The 22,176-nt window shown below is 38.6% G+C and carries 17 protein-coding genes and 1 pseudogene; 12 read left to right on the top strand and 6 right to left on the bottom strand.

Going from position 1 to position 22,176, the window contains the following annotated elements; all coding sequences use genetic code 11:
* From BMW53_RS20970 to BMW53_RS13320, 11 genes and pseudogenes are all read left to right on the top strand, one after another.
* A pseudogene (locus BMW53_RS20970) lies at window positions 1-327 on the top strand (exonuclease sbcCD subunit D); the annotation flags it as partial.
* Complete coding sequence (locus BMW53_RS13365) at window positions 324-3,401, top strand: AAA family ATPase (RefSeq protein WP_038560607.1); 3,078 nt, start codon at window positions 324-326, stop codon at window positions 3,399-3,401. The pseudogene BMW53_RS20970 and the gene BMW53_RS13365, both read left to right, overlap by 4 nt.
* 86 nt (window positions 3,402-3,487) lie before the next feature.
* Window positions 3,488-5,029: a DUF4062 domain-containing protein gene (locus tag BMW53_RS13360; protein ID WP_038560610.1), complete on the top strand. Its 1,542-nt coding sequence runs from the start codon at window positions 3,488-3,490 to the stop codon at window positions 5,027-5,029.
* Between the two features lie 35 nt (window positions 5,030-5,064).
* Window positions 5,065-6,306, top strand: a complete 1,242-nt coding sequence (locus BMW53_RS13355) for a hypothetical protein (RefSeq protein ID WP_038560613.1) — start codon at window positions 5,065-5,067, stop codon at window positions 6,304-6,306.
* The gene (locus tag BMW53_RS13350) at window positions 6,306-6,890 is read left to right on the top strand and encodes a condensin complex protein MksE (protein ID WP_038560616.1); all 585 of its coding nucleotides are present in this window, start codon (window positions 6,306-6,308) and stop codon (window positions 6,888-6,890) included. Before BMW53_RS13355 ends, BMW53_RS13350 begins: the two co-directional genes overlap by 1 nt.
* 1 nt (window position 6,891) lies before the next feature.
* The gene (locus tag BMW53_RS13345) at window positions 6,892-10,506 is read left to right on the top strand and encodes an ATP-binding protein (protein WP_074780767.1); all 3,615 of its coding nucleotides are present in this window, start codon (window positions 6,892-6,894) and stop codon (window positions 10,504-10,506) included.
* Entirely contained in the window at window positions 10,496-11,359 is an 864-nt protein-coding gene (locus BMW53_RS13340; protein ID WP_139178156.1) for a DUF7281 domain-containing protein, read from the top strand. The genes BMW53_RS13345 and BMW53_RS13340 overlap by 11 nt, the downstream gene beginning before the upstream one ends.
* 388 nt (window positions 11,360-11,747) lie before the next feature.
* On the top strand, window positions 11,748-12,404 hold the full coding sequence (locus BMW53_RS13335; protein ID WP_168136430.1) for an ArdC family protein: 657 nt from the start codon (window positions 11,748-11,750) through the stop codon (window positions 12,402-12,404).
* Between the two features lie 146 nt (window positions 12,405-12,550).
* The gene (locus BMW53_RS13330; protein ID WP_038565067.1) at window positions 12,551-13,489 is read left to right on the top strand and encodes a tyrosine-type recombinase/integrase; all 939 of its coding nucleotides are present in this window, start codon (window positions 12,551-12,553) and stop codon (window positions 13,487-13,489) included.
* Between the two features lie 98 nt (window positions 13,490-13,587).
* Entirely contained in the window at window positions 13,588-14,430 is an 843-nt protein-coding gene (locus BMW53_RS13325) for a tyrosine-type recombinase/integrase (protein ID WP_217642949.1), read from the top strand.
* Complete coding sequence (locus BMW53_RS13320) at window positions 14,427-15,422, top strand: tyrosine-type recombinase/integrase (protein ID WP_038560630.1); 996 nt, start codon at window positions 14,427-14,429, stop codon at window positions 15,420-15,422. The genes BMW53_RS13325 and BMW53_RS13320 overlap by 4 nt, the downstream gene beginning before the upstream one ends.
* 323 nt (window positions 15,423-15,745) lie before the next feature.
* On the opposite strand, the gene BMW53_RS13315 is transcribed toward BMW53_RS13320, so the two are convergent.
* Genes BMW53_RS13315 through BMW53_RS13305 form a run of 3 tightly spaced genes read right to left on the bottom strand, consistent with a single transcriptional unit; the run spans window position 15,746 to window position 19,321 of the window.
* Window positions 15,746-16,795, bottom strand: a complete 1,050-nt coding sequence (locus tag BMW53_RS13315) for a tyrosine-type recombinase/integrase (protein ID WP_038560633.1) — start codon at window positions 16,793-16,795, stop codon at window positions 15,746-15,748.
* Window positions 16,779-18,083, bottom strand: a complete 1,305-nt coding sequence (locus BMW53_RS13310; RefSeq protein WP_051567936.1) for a tyrosine-type recombinase/integrase — start codon at window positions 18,081-18,083, stop codon at window positions 16,779-16,781. Before BMW53_RS13310 ends, BMW53_RS13315 begins: the two co-directional genes overlap by 17 nt.
* Window positions 18,080-19,321 (bottom strand): tyrosine-type recombinase/integrase, encoded by a 1,242-nt coding sequence (locus tag BMW53_RS13305; protein WP_038560648.1) that lies wholly within the window; start codon window positions 19,319-19,321, stop codon window positions 18,080-18,082. The genes BMW53_RS13310 and BMW53_RS13305 overlap by 4 nt, the downstream gene beginning before the upstream one ends.
* 155 nt (window positions 19,322-19,476) lie before the next feature.
* Here BMW53_RS13305 and BMW53_RS13300 point away from each other — a divergent pair, with 155 nt between their 5' ends.
* Window positions 19,477-19,725 (top strand): zincin-like metallopeptidase domain-containing protein, encoded by a 249-nt coding sequence (locus BMW53_RS13300; protein ID WP_051567937.1) that lies wholly within the window; start codon window positions 19,477-19,479, stop codon window positions 19,723-19,725.
* A gap of 28 nt (window positions 19,726-19,753) precedes the next feature.
* On the opposite strand, the gene BMW53_RS13295 is transcribed toward BMW53_RS13300, so the two are convergent.
* The 3 genes from BMW53_RS13295 to BMW53_RS13285 all read right to left on the bottom strand — a co-directional run bounded on the left by BMW53_RS13295 (window position 19,754) and on the right by BMW53_RS13285 (window position 21,866).
* Window positions 19,754-20,245 (bottom strand): helix-turn-helix domain-containing protein, encoded by a 492-nt coding sequence (locus BMW53_RS13295; RefSeq protein WP_245749045.1) that lies wholly within the window; start codon window positions 20,243-20,245, stop codon window positions 19,754-19,756.
* Window positions 20,214-20,465 carry a type II toxin-antitoxin system HigB family toxin gene (locus tag BMW53_RS21505; RefSeq protein ID WP_394331165.1) on the bottom strand — a complete coding sequence of 84 codons (252 nt, stop codon included), beginning with the start codon at window positions 20,463-20,465 and terminating at the stop codon, window positions 20,214-20,216. The genes BMW53_RS13295 and BMW53_RS21505 overlap by 32 nt, the downstream gene beginning before the upstream one ends.
* Window positions 20,466-20,615: 150 nt before the next feature.
* The gene (locus tag BMW53_RS13285) at window positions 20,616-21,866 is read right to left on the bottom strand and encodes a site-specific integrase (RefSeq protein ID WP_038560651.1); all 1,251 of its coding nucleotides are present in this window, start codon (window positions 21,864-21,866) and stop codon (window positions 20,616-20,618) included.
* Between the last annotated feature and the right edge of the window lie 310 nt (window positions 21,867-22,176).

The following is a 22,176-nucleotide window of genomic DNA, read 5'->3' as shown; positions in this document are numbered from 1 at the left end:
TTACGCAAACGTGCAGAAGGAATGGAAGACGCTTTGGATTGGTTGTCCGAAAATCAGGAGGCTTTAGTGGAATTAACGCTGGTAACAGAAACTTATCTGAATGCCACTGACCGCAAGCAGTTAAATAAAGCGCATGCCGGAATAGTTTCGATTATCCCCGAAGTAACAAATCCGGATAGTTCGGTTGGTAACCAGCAAAAACAGATTGATTTGAGCCGTAGTATGGAGGAATTGTTCCACGATTATTTTATGCATGAAAAAGGACAGGAACCGAACGATGATTTGAAGAATTTATTTACTGAAATTTTAGCTGAAGAAGAACAATGATACCCGTACAACTCACCATACAAGGTTTGTATTCCTACCAGGAAAAGCAAACCATCGATTTTACAAAACTAACAGCTGCCAATCTGTTTGGGATTTTCGGAACTGTAGGAAGTGGAAAATCCTCAATTCTGGAAGCCATTACTTTTGCCATTTACGGCCGGACTGACCGGTTAAATCTTTCGGGAGACAATCGTTACTACAACATGATGAACCTGAAATCGAATGAGTTACTCATCGATTTTGTATTTGAAACTGGTAAAGAACAAACGGCCTATCGGGCAACGGTTAAGGGCAAGCGTAACGGGAAAAACTTTGAAGATGTAAAAGCGCTGGACCGGTCGGCTTACCGGAAAAAGGGGAACGAGTGGATTCCCATCGCAACGGCTGACCTGGAACAGGCAATTGGTTTAAGTTACGATAATTTTAAACGTACGATTATCATTCCGCAGGGACAGTTTCAGGAGTTTCTGCAATTGGGAAATAAAGACCGGACTCAAATGATGAAGGAACTTTTTAACCTCGGGAAGTTCGAATTTTATTATAAGGTGACCTCGCTCGAAAGCAAAAATAATGCACAAAAGCAGAATATTGAAGGTCAGTTGCAGCAGTTGGGAAGCGTTGATCCTGAACAATTGAAAGTATTCAAATCTCAATTGGTGCAACTTGAGAATGAACTCAAAAAACAGAATGCAAAACTTACTGAATATCAGAAGACAGAAGAAGATCTTCGGAAACTTCAGGACCTGGCAAAACGAAAATCAGAAGCTGAAAAAGCATTCAAATCCTTGCGGGAACAAGAGCCGGTTTTCAAACAATTAGAGCAGAAAATTTCTCGTTTCGAACAGTGTGTAATTCAGTTTAAACATTTGCTGGATGGATTAAAATTGACAAATGAAAAAGTGCAGGTTCGCGAAAAACAGATTAAGCAGGATGAGGTAAAACAAAAGTTGCAGGAGAGCGAAATCGGAACATTGAACAAGAAAATTGAGGAACTAAATCCTGCTTATGAAAAAAGAGAGGAGTTAAAACAAAAGGCAGAAGAACTTGGCCGATTGATACAAATGAAAACACTGGAGCAAACCATTTCAATAGAAAATGGTCGGCTACAGAAAGGAACTCAGGTTTGCAATGATTATGAAAAAAATCTGGAACAATTAAAGATTCAGAAACAAGAGTTGGAGGCGCTGATTAAATTCTCAAAAGGGAAGATGCCCGATCTGGAACTGTTATCCGCGGTGAAAAACTGGTACACCGAGAAACATCTTCTCGAAAAGGAACTTCCGGCAATTCAAAAGGAGTTGGAAGAAAATCAAAAAACAACTTCAAGTCTGCAAAATTCTGTGGCCAAACTATTGGAAGAAGCCGGTCTTACACAACTGCCGGAAATTGAATATTCCAATATCCTTCAAATCTTAAAGGATAAAACGGGAAAAGCAAAGGAAAAGCAGAAAGCACTGAATGAGCAGGAAAGTCATATACGTGTGAAAGAACAGTTGAAAGCTTATTCCGAAAATATGGAAGATGGAGCGCCATGTCCGCTTTGTGGGTCGGTGCATCACCCCGATGTTTTAAAAACCGAAGACCTGAACGACACGTTGTTGAAGCTTAATGTAGAAAAACAGGCAAACGAAAAGGAACAGGAACAGCTATCAGATTGGATAAGCCGCATAAATCTGCTCAGCAAACAGCAAGAGATGATTCATCAGCAGAAAAACTCTTTGTTGCAAAAACAAAAGGCTCAGCAGGAAAGAATTGAGGCTCATGCAAAGAAATTTACCTGGGAGAAATATCGCGTGGAAACCGAACTGGAAAAGGCGTTTCAGGAAGCAAGGCGTATTCAGGGCGAATTGAAAAAGCAGGATGATTTACTGGAGAAGTTAGGGAAGGATATTGATAAGAAAGGGAATGATTTTAAACGGTTTCAGGTGGAAGTCGATAAGATCAGAACCGTTTTAACAGTGCAGCAAACTGAACTAAAAACGCTGGAAAAGCAACTGCGGTTGATAAAAGCCGAAACTTATCAGGAAGTTAAAATTGAACAGATTGAAATAGAAAAAAGTAAGCTGCAGAAGGAACATAGCCAGTTGGAAAAATCTTTTTCCGAAATAACTCAGCAGATAACGGAGAAAAGCAAACTGCGCGACACCTTATTTGGTTCGGTACAGGCCGGCAAAAAGGAACTGGAGCAGGAAAAACAAAGCCTGCACAAGCTGCGACAGCAAACAAAGGAGCAACTGGAAAAATCGACGTATAATTCCATCGATGAGGTTACGGCGATCTTATCGGAATCGTTTAATCCGGATACTGAAAAACAACGTATAGCTCATTTTAAAGATCAGTTTTTGCAAGCAAAGTCGTTATTGCAACAATTGCAGAAAGACGTCGGCGAACGAATCTATGACCAGGAAACACATCAGAAATTAAATGCAGACATTGCTTTGTTAAAGGAACATCTTGCACGGAAGAACCAGGAGCAGGGAAAAATTGCAGAGCAGCTAAAAAAACTACAAAAAGATTTGGAAAGCCAGGCTGCTCTTCAGAAAGAACTAGAAAAGCTGGAGTTGCGGGCAGAGAATCTGAAAACTATAAAATCGTTGTTCAAAGCCAGTGGATTTGTCAACTACATTTCGTCTGTTTACCTGCAAAACTTATGTAATGCAGCTAATGATCGTTTCTTTCAGCTCACCCGGCAAAAGCTGAGTTTAGAAATCACACCCGACAACAATTTCCAGGTGCGCGATTTTATGAATGGTGGAAAGATCAGAAGTGTAAAAACGCTTTCCGGCGGACAGACATTTCAGGCAGCCATGTCGCTGGCTTTAGCGTTGGCCGATAATATCCAGAAAATTACCGAATCGAAACAAAACTTTTTCTTCCTCGACGAAGGATTTGGTTCCCTGGATAAAGAATCGCTGGGAGTTGTTTTTGATACACTAAAATCGTTGCGAAAAGAAAATCGTATTGTTGGTGTTATTTCACATGTTGAAGAAATGCAGCAGGAAATTGATGTTCACCTTCGAATAGATAATCAAGAGGAGCGTGGAAGCCAAATTTGGACAAGTTGGATGGAGTAATCTAATTAAGATTAAGGGAAAATGTTATTTTTTATACATATTTAGCTTTATTAAGCGGATCCTTCATCTATAAAAAAATTGTTACATTGAAAAAACTAAAAGTATTTATATCAAGTGTTCAGAGTGAGTTTGCCAATGAACGGGCAGAGCTGGCAAGTTATCTAAGGCTTGATCCATTACTTGGAACATTTTTCGAACCTTTTATTTTTGAAGAAGTTCCTGCCAATACTCATTCTCCAGGTAAGGTGTATTTGACAGAAGTAAAGGAATCGGATATTTATATGGGGTTATTAGGAACATTATATGGCTTTGAAGATGAAATGGGTGTTTCGCCAACTGAAAGAGAATATGATCAGGCAAAAGCAGAACATATTCCCAGATGGATTTTTATAAAGGACATTGTTGGAGCAGATCGCCATCCCAAAGAAATTGCCTTAATACGGAAAATTGAGCAGGATGTTTCCAGAAAGAAATTTTCCAATCTTGATTTGCTGAAAAAGGAAGTTTATAATTCAGCAGTTCTGTATTTAAAGCAAACAGGAAAAATTGAAAGCCACGATTTTGACGATTCGTTACATCCTTCTGCTGACATCCAATCATTGGATGAAAATAAAGTAAAAGAGTTTGTCGTTCTAGCGAGAAATAAGCGAAACTTTCCCTTAAAAGATACAGCATCAGTTGATCAAGTGTTGAAACATCTAAGAATGATCAAGAATGGAAAGCTCGTAAACAGTGCTTTACTTGCTTTTGCTCCTGATCCTCAATTGTTTTTTCCATCATCAACTATTAAATGCGCTCATTTTCACGGAGTACAAGTGCAGAAACCAATTCCTGATTACAAAGAGTTTGGCGGAACTGTATTTGAGGTAGCAGATGAAGCTGTAAATTTTGTTCTTTCTAAAATAAACTTATCGACTGGTACCAGGGAAAAAAGTAATCAGGTTGAGACTATTTACGAAATTCCTCGTGCTGTTATCTCTGAAGCAATTATTAATGCAGTAGCTCATCGTGATTACTATAGCAAAGGCAGTATACAAGTTTCGATTTTCAGGGATCGAATTGAAGTAACTAATCCTGGTAATTTGCCCCCAGAGTTGGATATTAATGATCTGAGAGAACCACATAGCTCTTATCCTCATAATCCGTTACTCGCAGGTTGTATGTTTTTGACAGGTGAAATTGAACGCTATGGTACGGGAACTCTTGAAATGTTTAAACTCACAGAAGAAAGAGGATTAAGACCACCACTTATTGTTCTTGATGAAGGTTTTAAGGTGACGATTTGGCGACCTTCAGCTGAAGCCATACATGATGCCGAACATGAAGCCATACATGATGCCGAACATGACAACATACATGACGTATCCGAACTATTTTCGGAGATAGTAGAATTGCCCCATCGTTTAGTATTGGTTTTAAAGGGTGAAATGAGCAGGACTCTGCTGATGGAGATTCTTGAATTGAAGAACAGACCGCACTTTGCAACCAATTATCTTGAACCAGCATTAAAAAAAGGGTTAATTGAAATGACTTTGCCTGAAAAGTCAACTAGTAAAAATCAAAAATATCGATTAACCACCAAAGGATTGGGTTTGAAAGAGAAGTTGGAAGGTAAAATGCGGAAATAACAAATCACTAAATGAACAAGTGAGCTAAAATAAGGATGGCTAAATTTGAAAAGATAGAAGATTTGCTTGGCGAGCTATATCGGTACCGAAAGCTTTTTTCCGGAATGTTTGATAAACGGATGTCTCCAATACAGGAAGAAATGGTCGTTTCGTTGGTTGAGCATGATACAGAGAAGCTGGAAAGACTAGCTGCTTTTGACCTTCTATTTCGAAATCAAGGCCTGATTAGCCTTGAACCTCGTTTGCAGGAATTTTTTGAGGAATTTATGGAAGTTGACGAAACGGTTCATGTTCTGTACATCCAGGAGAATCTTGATCAGATTAAGAAAAATCAATCCTATTATTTGAAAGAGAATCAACCCAGCAAACGAGATCAATATCTGGTCAAAATCAAGAAACACTTGTATCGGATTAACCAAACTACGTTACAAAATATAAAGGCACTTCGAGATAATACTGATGAAACCTATAAAACAGAAACAAATTTTGAGATAAAGAAGGAGAAGTTAACGGATATAAGAAATCAAAGAGATGCACTGGAGGGAGTAATTAAAGCCGTTGAAAGGGTATTGCAGGACGATATATTTTTCAAAACAGCGGCTGATACGGAATTGCAGCTTATCGTCCATCGGTTACGACTGGCCTTGAATGACAGCTTCCATAATCTTATTGAAATTCAGCAACAGATTATTGAATACCTAAACCATATCGAAAAACGGGTACATGTTGTTGAAAAAGTTCTACGATTGAAGATGCTTCGGGATAAACACTACCTGAAAGAACGAACCAATTTTTACTGGATCGTCGGATCCAATCAGGATCTTCCTTTACGGAAGACCGAAGGTTTCCGTACCCGACTATCTATTCAGGATATGTTGAATGAGGAAGAAAAACGGAAGCTGATTTTAAAGGTTAGGGAAAAACAGCAAAACCAGCGACTTTTAGCACAGAATACCGCCGGCAGCATATCTGATGAAGCTTTCAATGATAAAAATGAGATAGACAGTGTTTTCAATTATCATGCATTGAAACGGGTCTTCATGGGGAAAAACCAGGACCTTTTTTCTTTTGTCATGCATCATCAGTTTGCTGAGGAAATCTCCATCAACAAACGTATTCAACTATACTGTCGGCTTGCCTCGCTATTCGAAGCGGATTTTGCTTTCTCGGAGGAAACCGGCCGATTTGAAAACCTCGAGTATGCACTTATTTATCCGGCCTCGAATTCAACAACAACCGATCCCCAAACTACTAACACGATAAACGATCCAGCCTAATGAAAGATTCAAACTACAGAACTGCAGAAATATTTGACATCCTGAGTAAAGGGCAATTTATATGCTCTAATGCGATAAATTCACAACGTCGTTATTTGTATCAATATATTGAAGAGAATATTAATGAATTGGAGCCTAAATTCATAGACATTGGATATCAACTGGAAAATGGGAACAACTACTACTATTTCTCACGACCAAATGAAAGCACCCAGAATGTGGAAAACAAGATAGAAAAGGGTTTGCGCTGGCTCGATATTCTGGCATTCTTTACAACTTTTAGAAAGGACTTGTGCCGAGGGGCGCGTTTCAAGCTTTTCGACATTTTGCAACAGATCGATATCAATATGTCGTTGAAAGAACAGTTAACCGATTTACAAAAACGTACAAATCCCGGCAGAAATTACCAGGAGATGCTCAATGATCTGATTCGAGAAGTGCAAAAGGAAGGCTTTATTGATCTTGAAAATGAAATGGATCAAACCTGGAAGATTCTGGATTCATGGGATTACATGGAAAAGTTAGTAATGGCTGTGAATATTCAAGACGAAGAAATTAATAACCAACCACAGGAATTAAACTGAGATGAAACAATTAAGCCGCATTGTGCTGATTAATAGCGCGACTGTTGATTTTTACGAACTTCAACTGGATGGAAATATTCATTTTATTGGAACACAGGGAACAGGCAAAAGTACATTGCTCCGGGCTATTTTGTTTTTTTACAATGCTGATGCCCGCAAGCTGGGAATTTCGAAAGAGAAGTCGTCTTTTAGTGATTACTATTTTCCTTATGCCGATTCCTATATTGTTTACGAGGTGAGTGAGGAAAACCGAAACTTCTGTGTTTGGTTGTATAAAAAACAAAATCGTTTGTGTTTTCGATTCATTGATGGGTCATACAATCGTGAACTTTTTATCTCTCTGCAGCAGGCATTAACAGAAGGGCAGGTGATCGAAAAGGCCAATCAACAGGGATATAAGGTCCACCGACCAATTCATAACTTTACCGAATACCGTGACATTATTTATGGCGCGAACAAGGGAATGAACCGGTTTCATGTACTTCAAAATCCTGGCTATCAAAATATCCCCAGAACGATTTCAAACATCTTTCTGAACTCCTCGCTTGATGGAGGTTTTATCAAAACGACGATTATAAACTCGTTGAGTGATGATCCATTTGAACTGAATCTGGATGCCAACCGGCACCATATTGAGACAGCCAGAAATGATTACCGTGATGTTTCAGAGTATCTCCTACATGAGAAAAAGGCGCAGAATATAGTGACTCAGTATGAAATGCTTCTTCAAATGGAAGATGGAAAGAAGGAGATGGCGTGGCAAATCGGTGCTTCATATAATTTGGCAAAATATAAGGAGCGTGAATTGGAAGATGATCAGAAAGTGATTGGACAAAAGGTACAAGATCAATCCGGTAAAATTGGAAAGATCGAAGCTGAATTTTTGGTGAATCAACGGCGCATCCAAGACAAACTATCCCTTGTAAAAAGGGATATTGCAAAAGCCAATCAATTGGCAAAAAACTACGCTGCAAAAAATATCCAGCAAATACTGAATGAACATGCTAAAAAGCCAGAATATGAAACAGAACAATCTCAAATAGAAGCACAACTGTCTTTGCTGACTTCAAATTTAAAAGATGTTGAGAGTCAGTATCAGACTGACAAGCAGCGGCTGGAAACACAATGTCAGCAAATCATTCTGGATTTTGAACGTTCCCTGTCCAAAGAGAAGGAAAATCTCCAAAAGGATTCAGCTGATCTGCTTAATACATTCTATAAGAAAAAGGAGCAGATTACAAAAGACCACAACGGTAAGCTGGACGAACAAAAAGAAGATAAAACGATCGTTGACCAGAAGCTACGTGATATTGACCATCAAATTGAAGGCATACAGAAGAAGCCTTTTTTGAAGGAAGAGGTAGAAATGCAAGTTAAGAAACAACAGGAACTTTCGCATAAAAGGCAAGCCCTCGTTTCGGAAAAATTGGTTGCAGGGATAAAGAAGGAAAACGCGATAAAGGAAGGTGAACAAGAATCCGAGGTTTTCGGTCTGAAGAAAAACAAAGAGAATGAGGTCTTGTCTGAAAGGAAGAAATCACTGGAAAAAGAGATAGAACGATTGCAATCGGAACTGCAGGCTTTATCCGGTTCACTTTTAGAGTTTTTGGACCAAAATAACCCAGACTGGCACCAATCAATTGGAAAAGTAATTTCTCGGGATGTTTTGCTAAAGAGTGATTTAAAGCCTTCAATGAAAGATGGAAATAGTATTTATGGTCTGGATATTTCCCTGGATCAACTTCAACCGCTGGAAATCTCAAAATCAAAACTGGAGGAGAAGTTGGACGCTTTCAATAACCTGTTGAAAGAACAAAACAAGCTCGTTGAACAACATCAACAGAAAGCCCAGGATCAGAAAGATAAACTTCAGAAAAAGTACAACAAGAAAATTTCAGAGCTTAGTCAGGAAATCACTCAAAGCGTCATTCAGGTAGATAAGATTGATATTGACCTTGAAAAATGTGGAATCGCTCTGGAAGAATTAAAGGAGAAAGCTGAAAACCTGAAACGTCAGGAATTGATCAAAAAAGACGAAGAAAAGCACACGCTGAAAGTCGAACAACAGAAAATTCTGGATTTTCAAGAAAAGCTACAACAGCAGTTTCAAAATTCCATCCATGAACTTGAATCAATCAAAAGAGGACAAGAGAAAAAGATCAGCAATCGGTTGTTAGAACTAGATGATAAAATAAAATCAGGGAAAAAAGAGATTACAGAAAAATTCAATGTAAAGATCCAAGCTCTGCAGGAACAACGAAACTCGTTTTTGAAAGAAAAAGGGGTGGATACAACAGAAATTCGGCGATTGGAGGATGAGCAAAAAGCCATAAAAAACAAATTATCAGAAATAGAGAAAAGCTTCCCAACAATAATTGAGTACAAAAAAGATTCGGTAGAATACATTGACCGATTGGACGAGTTCCGTCAAAATCGTAAAACTCAGGAAAATGAATTAGAGCATTTGCAGCAACTCCATACCAATAGAATAAATAAGGAGAAAGCTGAACTGAAATTATTACAAAACCAAAAAGAAGAGCTTACCAAAACAATTGGAGAACTACGGCGCGAGTTAAGCGCTTTTGATCTCTTTAGCAAGAGTCATTTGTTTGACGAACTACAAAACTTTATTGAACACCACGATAATGCAGAGAAGTGGGACTGTGATCAAAATATTCGGAAGTTGCAGGAGTTGGCTCTTGAATATGAAAAGCATGATAAACTATTCACAGAGCGGATTACTGAGTTTTCCGGTTATTTCAGTGAACACAATTGTCTTGGATTTGAACCCAGCTTATCCGGCAGATTGCAATATCGGGCCTTTTCTGAAAATTTGAGAGAGTTTGTTCGCGAACAGAAAATTATAGATTATAAAACAGAAGTGACGCGAAAGTATGCGATGGTATTGATGAATATTGTCAATGAAACCAATGAGTTGCTGCAGAAAGAAGAAGATGTTGCAAAAGTGATAAAACGGATCAATACCGATTTTAAGAAATCGAATTTTGTTGGTGTTGTTAAAAGTATTGAAATGCGCCTTCAAGAAAGTTCCGATAAGATTATTCAACTTTTGAGGAAAATAAGGAAATTCCAATCCGAGAACAACCTAAACTACGGAGAAATCAATTTATTCAACCAGGGAGGTTCGAACAGCAATAATGATGAAGCGGTAAAATTGCTGGAAAGCTTACTTTCGCAAATAGGACAGGCGAAGTCAAAGGTTCTGAAACTGGAAGATGCTTTTGACCTGGAATTTAGGATTCGCGAAAACGAGAACGATACAAATTGGGTCAGCCGTCTGGCAAATGTAGGATCAAACGGAACTGATGTTTTGGTCAAGTCAATGATATACATCAATTTGTTGCATATCTTTAAAAGTAATGGTTCCACCCAAAAAATCGATACTATTTTACATTGTTTGATTGATGAAGTAGGAATTCTACACGATAGTAATGTGACAGGGTTAATTACCTTTGCCAGTGAACGAAACATCCGCCTGATTAACGGATCTCCAAATTCACACAATGAGCAGGATTACAAGCATATCTATATGTTTCGAAAGAATCCAAAGTCTAATAAAACAGGAATTACCAAACTGATTAGTCATGAACTCTAAGCCGCTATCCCTGTCATTTGCCCGTTGTTTGATTCGCATGCAGGATGGTGAGCAACTAAATGCAAGTGAGGTTAAGTCAAAAAACTTACTGAAGCGATTTTGTGAGGATGGAATTATTCAAAAGAGGGCTCTAGGTAACCGCAGATCCGGTTATGTTTGTACAAACGCGGAAGTATTACAAAACTATCTTAGGGTACAGAATGGTATACTTTCGTTGGAAAATTATATTGCAGAATTTGAGAATGATACTTCAGATGGGGAGAGTTCGCTTGGGGCATCCAAATCCACCAAAACTTTTCGTGTTAAAAGTTTGCAGGGGTTTTTTATTAAGGCGATAAATTCAGAAATGAGTATTTCTGGAAAAATAATTCAACCGGAGCCTCAAGGCATCGAGTTGTTTGTTCATCAGCCGGAGCACTTGCAAATTTCTAAGACAGCGCTAGTTGTAGGGATTGAAAATCCGGAGTGTTTTCTGAAATTTGAAAAATTGGCTCACCTTTTCCCCCAGCAAGAACTGGTTATAATCATGCGGTATATGAGCAACAGTCCAAACAGGTGGCTTCAAACTATATCAAACAACTATCTGCATTTTGGCGATTTTGATCCGGCAGGTTTGAGTATCTACATCCATGAATACCGGAGGCATTTGCCCAATCATAGATGTGATTATTTTATAACGCCTAATATTGAACAACTAATTAGTCGATATGGACTATCCGACTTATATGATCAGCAGATACATTTGTTAGAGAATATCGATCGCGAACAGTTCCCTGAGATAGATAAACTATTAGATATCCTCGATACACAAAAGAAGGGGCTTGAACAAGAACGCCTGCTGGCTATCGTCTAAGATTACATTATTTACCACTTAATATTCTTAACTCCAGTAGGTTCATTCCATTCATTTGACGCGAAATTCGTACTGGACCTCTGATTATATCATGTCAGGCTAATTTTACCTTCTCCAACTGCTGTTTTCAATTTAAAACCCTTTCTTCATTAGCTCTGTGGATCTTTTGGTTTTAGATCATTTATAATAAAAATGATCTAATAAAAAATATTGCCCTTAAATCCCGTCAAAGTTACTTCGCCGTCCGGAAAAGTCAATGGCGGCTGAAATTTCCCAATTTTGCCAGCCGTCCTTCGGAGCTGTTCAGTTTTTATTTCGCACACTCATAAAAACTGACATAGCCCCTTGACAAGAATCCATCCGGCTCAATGGCATGCGCCAAAATTTAATGGCGTGCCAGAAGCTGCAAAAAATCCCAAGGGCATGGGTGGATTCAATGAGTAAATTTGATATTTATGAAACAGTAACTAATCTTATTGTAGAACGTCTGGAAGCAGGTGTAATACCATGGCATATGCCGTGGAAAACTGCCAGTGCCATTCCTCGTAACCTGGTTTCTAAAAAGCCTTACCGGGGATTTAATTTTTGGTATCTGCTAAGCTTTGGTTTCGAACGTCCTTATTTCCTCACTTTCAAACAGGTTCAGGATCTTGGTGGAAAGATCAAAAAAGGCTCTTCATCATTTATGATTGTATTCTGGAAAATGGTGGAATACGAAAAGGATGATGAAACCAAAGAAATTCCTATGCTTCGTTATTATCGGGTATTTCATATTGATGATGTAGAAGGTATCGATCCTGACAAAATACCTGAGAACACAGCTCACGATCACGACTTCGATCCGATTGCTTCTTGTGAACAGCTTATCCAGTTTTGGTCCGATTCTCCTGTAATAAAACTTGATCAGAAAAAAGCCTGTTATATTCCATCGTTGGATGAAGTACACATGCCTGGTGCAAGAACTTTCTTTCAAGATGAAGAGTTTTACTCTACGATTTTTCATGAATTGTGTCATAATGCTGCATCAGTGATAATGCCGAATTAATTTTATATGCTTGTGTTTTTGAAGGTTTTTAAACTATTCTATCTGCATAATTTTTACAGGACAAGCTTAAATTGAAACAGGTAAACATTGACAATCTTCTCATTTTACCTCATTATATAGCCTACTAACTTAAAATAATGAGTACAATGAATGAACGATTAAAAGCAGAATCAAGAGAAAGACTTAAAGAAGAGTATCAAATTTATCTTAGACGTCAGCGCGGATTAACAGAAAGAACCATCTACAAATACTGCACATTTGCGGATAGATTCTTGAACTTTACGTTTAAGGACGCTCCTGATGATTTATCAAAAATCACAGGGCGTGACATTGTTAGGTTTCTACAATCCTTGACAGGCCATGTGCGGCCATCACCTGATAAAACAATGTCAACCGGAATGCGCAGTTTTTTCCGGTTTCTATTCCAAAGTGAAAAGATTGAGCTCAACCTGGCTGTTGGAATCCCAAGCGTCGCTAATAAATACGCCCATCGAATTCCTTATCATCTGACACCTGAACAGGTGGAGGAATTGCTTGAAGCGGTTCAGACTAGTAGAAAATCAAATTATGCAAAACGTAACTATGCAATGGTTTTACTCATGGCTCGTCTGGGACTGCGGTCACCTGAAGTTATAGCAATACAGCTTAACGACATTGATTGGCGTAGAGGAGAAATCCTCATTCGGGGGAAAGGGAATTACTACGACAAAATACCGTTATTAGAGGACGTTGGGCAAGCGATCGCTGATTATATTCGTGATGAACGGAAAGGTACATCCCGACATGTATTCGTATCAAGTCATTCTCCATACAAACCATTTAAAGATGCCCAGATCTTGAATTCAATTCTGAAGAAGGCTTTGGAGAAAACGAATATTCCAAGACCGAAGCAATATACTGTTAGCTACATTCTCCGGCACAGTCTTGCCACTAACCTTGTTCGAAAAGGAGCAACACTTGAGGAAATAAGTAATACTTTGCGCCATCGTTCACGCCAAACCACTTTGTTATATGCACGTCAGGACATCAACGGCCTAAGGACTATCGCTCAGTCCTGGCCTCTAAGGAAAGGAGGTGCATCATGAGCCTTTCAATGGAGTTGCAGCATTATTTGGAAATACGGAGGAGTCTTGGATATAATTTGAGTACGACAGAGCGCATCCTTAAACGATTCGTTTCTTTTTTGGAAACGAAAAACGAGCATCATATTACGACTGACATGTTTTTACAGTGGAAACATGTCTTTGGGAAGGCATCCCAAAATACCTGGAATAGGCGATTAGGAATGGTTCGGTTGTTTGCAGCCTGGTTAAATAGTTTGGACCCACTTCATGAAATACCACCCCAATCCCTTATTCATTGTCGTTTTCAGCGGAAACCACCATATATCTATACGGATGATGAAATCAAACGGATTATTGAAACAGCCAGCCTTTTACCATCAAGTAATGGATTACGTGAAATCACCTATCCGACATTCTTTGGTCTTGTATCAGTAACCGGGATGAGAATTAGTGAGGCAATTTCTTTGAATAACAGCGATGTGGATCTGCACAACGGCATTATCATGGTGTACAACGGTAAAAATGGAAAAGAACGGATATTGCCTGTTACAGAGTGTACTAAAGTGTATTTAAAAGAATATAGCAGAAAACGTAACAGGCTTTTAGGAAATACACCTGAACCGTTTTTTGTTTCAGATAAAGGCATTCGTTTGACCGATTGTGCTGTCCGATATAATTTTGCAGTTGTTGGTAAGATTATCGGCCTGCGTACCGAACAACAATACCACAAACATGGAATAGGCCCTCGTATTCATGATCTGCGGCATACGTTTGCTGTCAAAATCATGATAAGCTGGTACAAGGAAGGTAAAAATATTGATCAGGAAATGCTGAAACTGGTCACATATTTAGGGCATAAGAATGTCTCACATACCTATTGGTACATTGAAGCTGTCCCGGAATTATTGGCTTTAGCTTCACAGCGTGTTGAAGAATATGTTCGGAAGGAGGTGAAGGTATGACTACATTAACTCTTTCTGCATTAATCCAGAAATATTTTACTGACCGGCTTTACAACCAGCTTGAAGCCAGTCCTCATACAATCTCCAGCTATCGTGACTCATTTAGATTACTTCTAAGGTTTGCCGGAGAGAAGACTATGAAAACACCAACAAAACTAACAGTTAATGATCTCGATGTAGAAATGATTGTGTCTTTTCTGGACGATATTGAGAGACACCGAAAAAACAGTGCAAGGAGCCGAAATACCCGGCTCGCTGCTATCCGTTCTTTCTTTCGTTATGTCGCAATACATGAGCCTGCCTATATGTATCAATGTCAGAAAATTTTGAACCTGCCGGGAAAGCGATATGTAAAACGTAATGTTGAGTTTCTAAACAGTACGGAAATGCAGGCTTTATTAAATGCACCAGACTGCTCAAAATGGATTGGTTGCCGTGATCATACACTGCTCACAATCGCCTTGCAGACAGGATTAAGGGCATCTGAACTTATTAACCTGCGATGTTGTGATGTAGTTCTCGATACTGGAGCACACGTTCGTTGTGAAGGGAAAGGTCGAAAGCATCGTGCAACACCGCTTAGGCGCGAAACAGTCACAGTCATAAAAAATTGGTTAAAGAGACGGGGTAGCTCTGATTTAGAGCCTCTCTTCCCAACTATTAGAGGAGATAAAATGAGCAGGGATGCTCTTGAGCACCTTGTAAAACGGCATGTGAAAACTGCATCGAAATCGTGTCCTTCGCTGATTGGGAAAAGAGTCAGCCCTCATGTTCTACGTCACAGTACTGCAATGGATTTACTTCATCATGGTATTGATCAGACTGTGATTGCTCTTTGGCTCGGCCATGAGTCTATAGAAACGACACAGATTTATATACATGCTGATATGAAGCTAAAAGAAAAAGCTTTGGCAAGAATGTCGAAACCTGAATTAAGTCCAGCTCGCTATAAACCAGATGATGAATTGCTTCGTTTCCTTGAAAATCTATAAAATTATACCGAATGTTCGTACCGGAAGAGTAATCATTACAATCGGTTACAACTCCGGTGCGGCATTATCACGGATGCAACATTATGAACCTTATGCCGATATCGGCATAATGTGCACTCTACGGGTCATCGTAAACGGTTAAATCGTCACGGAAAGTTTTCTAACCTGAACTTCGCCAGTAAAGATTACTCGCAAGATTATCCTAACTAATATATTATCACAACTTTTGAAGCATACCTTTTAGTTTACAGTATGTTAATACCGTAAAAGTTAGGATAATATTTCTTCAAAAAAGTGAGCGGTCTTTGCTAATTCACATGTGTTTATTCCTTAAGGCCAAGATATTCCAGCAGGTCCTTCTTCTTTCGGATGTTTTTCCACTTTTTACCAGTATTCTTCATAACATTATCTTCAAGCGTTGCCAAAGCCTGATTCTTTTGCTCGGTAGAGACAAAAATATAGCGCATTGTCGTATTTATATTAGCATGCCCCATCAATCTTTGGATGGCTACGATATTGAGATGTTGCTCCAGCCAATGACTGGCCCGTGCATGGCGTAGCTGGTGGCAGTGTAAATTCTCGGGCACTTCGGGATTAATACAATGTGCCTTTTGCGCATATATTTTTAGACGCTTATTTACAGCCTCCTGGGTGAGTTTCTTTTTCCTACCGTCATAATAAACGAAGAATAAAAGATCCCAGGGATTAGGTTTTTTGCCGTGGAACATCTCAATGTAACCCTTTAGGACTTTAGAGACCTCTTTAAGTATTGGTGGTGACCTTCTTTTTGCTCCCTTACCCAGGACTGCAATGTAGTTTTTACCATTTGGCTGATTTAAATGGATGTCAGATATTTTTAAGGATAGCACCTCGTCGATACGAGCCCCAATACTGTAAATCAGGTAGAATAGCGTAAAATCACGTTTCCCGATTTTGGTTTTGAGATTGATGACATTAAAAAGAGTTTTAATGGCCTCTTGTGTTATTTCCACCTGTGCCGGCTTGACATATCGCATCTGCTTAACTTCCCGGGCCTCCATCCATAATTGAATAAAGCGGATATCCTTTTTACTCAAGAACTTAAGGAAGTTCTTTAACCCAGCTAGCCGTTGATTACAAGTGGAGTTGGAGCAACTTCTTTCGCTCTTTAACCACAACATCCATTCCTGGATATTAGCAGTTGAAAAAAAATCACCTGAGAGGTTGCCAAAATTGGCTGACTTGGCATCTTTAAGGAAGATAGCGTACAGGGTAATGGCTTTATGATATGACCGCAGAGTATGAGGACTCAGAGCCCTTATTTCAGGAAGATATATCTTCTCCCACTCACGCATTGCCTTTGCGATGACTAAAGATTCAGTTAGTTTCTTCATAATCAAAAAAGTTTGTAAGATTTGGTAACAGTTCATGAAGAGCTTGTCCTGTCAGTTCTTCTAATTGGTTAAAGAACAAAGGAACAAGTTGATAGTAATAACAGGTACTTTCGATTCTTCGATGCCCCATTGAGTGGCTGAGAAAGAGTAGCTTGTCAAACCACTCCGTACCATCATAATCCCAACTATTAATGTTGGTTACAGCGTAAAAGCTACGTAAGTCATAAGCCCGTGCAGGTTCATTGGATATGGTTTTCCAGATATTTCTAAAGTGATTTGAATGCCATGCAATCCCATGGAAGTTATCATTTCTATCTGGAAAGAATATTTTCCTACCTGGCATAAGTCGTTCCATTGCATCATTATATTGTTTTAACAAGTTCCACATGGTTATATGCAAAGCCACTCTGTGTTGATCAAGACCTTTAGTATGGGCAATATTGATTATGCCATTTGTAAGATCAACATCTTTACATTTGAGCATCCGAGCCTCGTTTGTTCTCATACCGGTACTGTAAAGCAACCGGAAGTATACAGGAACTTGCATTCTTCTAAGCTTAAATATCAATTCGTTTTGGCACCCAACAAGCTTAATTGTAGCGGTGGAATGAAAAAAAGCATTTAATTCACCCTGGTTAAATCCATGAGGAGTATATGTGGATTTTTCGTTAGGCAAGTTTTCCGGTATCAACACATTTGTCCATCCATGTTTATTGGTATATTTTAAGAACTTGCGTATCGGCCTTATCCGTAAATTTCGTGATTTGCATTGTTCAAAAGGCCTTTTGCCGCACCATCCATTGACAATATCATCAGTGAGTATATCTGCGTCTGGTTCAATTGATGCGCAGTATTTGTTAAAGCGTATCAGAGTTTTATGAGTAAATCTTGAAAGATGATTTGATGTTTTCAGGTAAAAGATATATTTATCCATCATCCCAGATACGAACGTTTTAACCAAAGGAAGCTCCGTTTCTGAGACAACCTTCTTCGAACTGGAGATTTGAATTAGTGCCGGTAGCATTAAGGACGTATAGCCACAACTGTTAGTGTACCTTAGAAATTGCCGGATACAACCGGCTCGTGCGTTGTGCGAGAGTTCAGTCTCTCCCGGACGTTTAACACACCATTCATCAACCAACTTCTGCGACATATACAGAATCTTCTTTTTATTCACACAGAAACTGGTAAACGTTCTTAACGGCAGGAAGCTCTGATACCCTAATTTCTTTCCTTTAGATCTATGATAGTCCAAATAGGTATCAGTCAGTTCTTCAATTGTTTTCATACCTCGAATACCTCCTTTCCTACGGGATATTGCTCAATGCTTACCCCACATTCACGCAGATGTTTGATGTCAGTATCGATATATGGATTTAAAGATTCCGGTGACAGGTGACCAAGAATATCACTGATAACCCTGGGCTGAACGCCATTTTCGAGGACTTTAGATGCCAGGTATCGTCGGAACAACCGGAGACCATTTTCTTTATCATCACTCCTTATTCCCAATTTTGCAAAAAAACGCCTGATAATACCTCCTATGGTACTTGAGTCCATTGGATTTTCCGGATCGTGGACATTAGTAAAAATACTCTTGATATCCAGGTTTCTTGGTCGTTCATTTGAGAGGTAATCTACCAAGGGATTGCCAACGATAGCCCTGAGTGGCAAGATCATAGGTTGCTGCGTTTTGGATTGAGTAAGTATAATTAGGTCTCTTTCCAAATCGATATTATTAATCCGCATTCGAGCGATGTCGGTTCCTCTTAATGCGGTATACATAGCCATTGATACAACAGCTTTATCACGTAACGAAAAATCATTTCGCGCTCCCTCTTGTAAATTCTCTTTAATAATGCGGATCTCATCATCTTTAAGAGTAGCAAAATTTTTTCTACCGTTTCTTAAACGAGGCATATCCTCAATGATACGTGCGCATTGGGCATAGTAATCAGTCCCCATAGCTGATTTTAAAACGGTCTTGATTTTAGTCCTATAGGAGCAACCTCTTAGCTGCTTGTAACCATCATAAAAGAAAGATAATACCATCGATTCCGTGATACCACATAAATCAATCGCGCCATTTCTTTGCATGTGACACAAGAAGGCGGCGCCAGCATTCGATTCTACTCTGATTGACTTTTCACTCTTACATTTTTTTGATGCCACTTGCATGTAATGGTCAACGATGCCTTTGAATGTCGGGTTCAAGTGCTCATAGCTACATTCCCTGTACTGAACAGGAGCGAATTTGAGCCTGTTGGGAAAATGATCAAACTCATCAAACCCTTGAATAGTGCGCACGGAGGTGCGATAATAACGAAGTCTTTTGGTGCTTCCTTCAAGACCTTCCCTGGAAATAAATTTCTTGTAAAAATCATTGTAAGACGTGTACTTTCCTTCATGGTCAAACAATCGTCTGAACATGACCTTAACGCCGCCGATGGCGCCGCTGCCAAATCCATTTGCTTTCATGTATTCTAAAAGCTCTGGATGCGTTTTCTTCAGTTTTTTAATATCCATATATTATTCTTTAGCGTTAAAACTCGAGAGTAGTATACGGATGAAAGGAAAAATATTATCCTAACTTTTTGAACGTTAAAAATCTATGCAACAGGCGATATGATAATTAATTTAGGATAATGTTTTAGTTAGGATAATCTTGCTTATCCGAAAATTTGGATAATCAGGAGGAACTTGTGGCTGAAATGGGAGCTGCATACCTCTGCGGAATATGCGGCATTGAAAATGCTACAATTGATAACAGTGCAGCGTACATTGAAGGATGGTTGAAGAAACTAAAAAGCGATAAAAAGTTCATTGTGATGGCTTCCGGATTAGCTCAGAAAGCTGTTGATTATATTCTGGATCATCAGGATTCAAATCCGAAACCGGTTCTTCCTGATCCTAAAAAGAATGAAAAGTAAATCAACTTCTCTTTCAATGAATTTCTGATTATACGGCTAATGAAGCCCCCAAATCTTTTTTTGTATTCATTAAGCTGGCATCACGAAATTGCCTGTTAATCTCGTTTTTTAGTTTGTATGGACGGTTAAAAGCTTCCTGTGAAACCTGAAAATTCTCGGATAATTTACGAATCGTTTCTTTCGATAGACCTTTTTGGTAATTCAGAATCTTTGAAACTGTTCCTTTTGACAATCCAAGGAGTTTTGCCAATCCAACTGCTTTCATGTTGTTCTCTTCCATTAATGACTTAATGAGTTGAATAGGATCCAGATCATTAAAGGTACTGTGTTCCGAATCCCACTTCTCAATGAGAAGCGTCAACAACTCGATTTCATCATCAAGGGCAGGAGAGGCCTTTGAAAGAAGATCCTCAAGGATATTACAATAGTTGTTATACTGCTCTTCAGTTTTTATCACTGTATATTTTAAAGCTCTCATGTCTCCTTTATTAATAGATATATACCGAATACTGTTCTTCATTATTACAGAGCTTATTGTAGAAAGCATGCGTTCCAATCCATTTTACAAATAGATGTACCTTCTGCTTCCCAAAATAATACTGGCAGATAATCCGGTATTTGTTGCCACCAATATTAAAAACAACTCTGTTTGATCCTTTCCCCAAAATATCAGCAGAATTAAATGCTCTTATAATATCCTGAGGGTATTCCAATTTGCATGTTTTACAATCGAAAGCCACATTTCAAAAGCCCTTTTGCTTTGGGCATTTTCACTAACATAGCTTTCGATTTATTGTACTTTTATTAAATGAACTTTCATTGTTCAACTTTACAAAGTTAGTAAAAGTTTCACAAAAGGAAACTTTATATGTGTTAGAAAATAGATAGTACTATTTTGCATTCTTCTTTTTAGACCTCTCACCAGATAGATATGCCTCTAGATTGGCCATATCATCACTGATCTTTTTTTCGACAACCTTAGCATAAATCTGTGTTGTCTTTAGATCGGTATGTCCCAGCATTTTACTGACGGATTCAATAGGAACTCCATTTGTAAGCGTTACTGTGGTTGCGAAAGTATGTCTGGCAACGTGAAAAGTAAGGTTCTTATCAATTTCGCAAACATCTGCAATTTCTTTGAGGTAACTATTCAACTTTTGATTGGAAATATTTGGGAAGATTGTTCCTTTATTAGCGGAGCGAGGATGGTCTTTGTACTTGTCGATTAAAACCTGAGCCTGTGACAATATTGGAATTCGTACTGGTGTTGTCGTTTTTTCTCTTTGTGTAATAATCCAGTTCATCCCGTTAATTCCAATTCGAATGTTATTAGGTTGAAGATTCATTACATCGATATAAGACAGACCGGTATAGCAACTAAATACGAATAAATCTTTCACATACTGAAGGCGTTCAATCTTGAATTGTTTCTTTTTGATGGTATCTAGTTCAAGTTGCGTTAAAAATTCCCGTTCCACTCGTTTAAACGACAATCGATAGGCTACAAAAGGATCTTTGTCAAGCCATCCAAGTCTTACGGCGAGGTTGGTCATTTTACGCAATCTTTCAATGTGTTTCATTACCGTATTATTACCCATCGGTAAATGATGATCTTCCGGCTGGTATTTTCGCAGGAAATGCTCGAAATCAGTTATGAACTTGTAATTTAATTCTACCAGGTAGATGTCATTGCGTTTGAATTTCTGCTTCAAAAATTTCTCGATATACTTTTCGGTAGTTTTATAGTTTTTTAATGTTCCCCACCTTAGGTTCGAATCCATGCCGGTATTGTGGTATTCAACAAGTCCTTTAAGTGTTTCTCCAGAATCTTCAACTCCCAAAAATTTGTTTTTAATTGCTTCAGGTGTTACAGTCTGTTTATTTACAACCAGTTCTTGATAGCATTCAGTAAGTTGAGACCTGAATTGCTCAAGATAGGAATTGAGTCGACTGATGTCAGTGGTTTTGCCTTTAGCTAAGCCTTTTCCTTTGTGCCAGTTGGATACAGGGATTCTTTTTTTTACTGAGATTTCAACTCTGTTGGTGTCAACAGTAATTCTTGCATAAATAGGTGCTGTTTCATCAATTACTTTACTGTTTTTTAGAACGAAATGGATTCCGAAAGTACTTTTTGAATTCATGTCAATTAATTTAATTTGGTTCTGGTTCCCTCAGGGGTCACCGTTTACTACTTATTTTTAGCTCCAAATTGAACCAAACCGCACCATTTTACAGGAAATAAAACCGTTGTAAATTTCAGTACTATAGCCTTTTATGGCTTGCGCGGTGACCTCTAAGGTATGAAAAATGAGAGGTCACCGTATAGGTCGCATTTACAACGGTTTTAAATGGTGTATTTTGACATCGTAAAAACAAAAAAGCCTGCAAATCATCTAATTTACAGGCTTTTGGTGGGTTTTGATTTTCCACTTCGTCGGGATACCAGGATTC

Source organism: Draconibacterium orientale (assembly GCF_900111425.1).
GTDB lineage: Bacteria > Bacteroidota > Bacteroidia > Bacteroidales > Prolixibacteraceae > Draconibacterium > Draconibacterium orientale.
The sequence above is the reverse complement of the archived record's forward strand: the minus strand, read 5'-3'. Positions and strand labels throughout refer to the sequence as shown.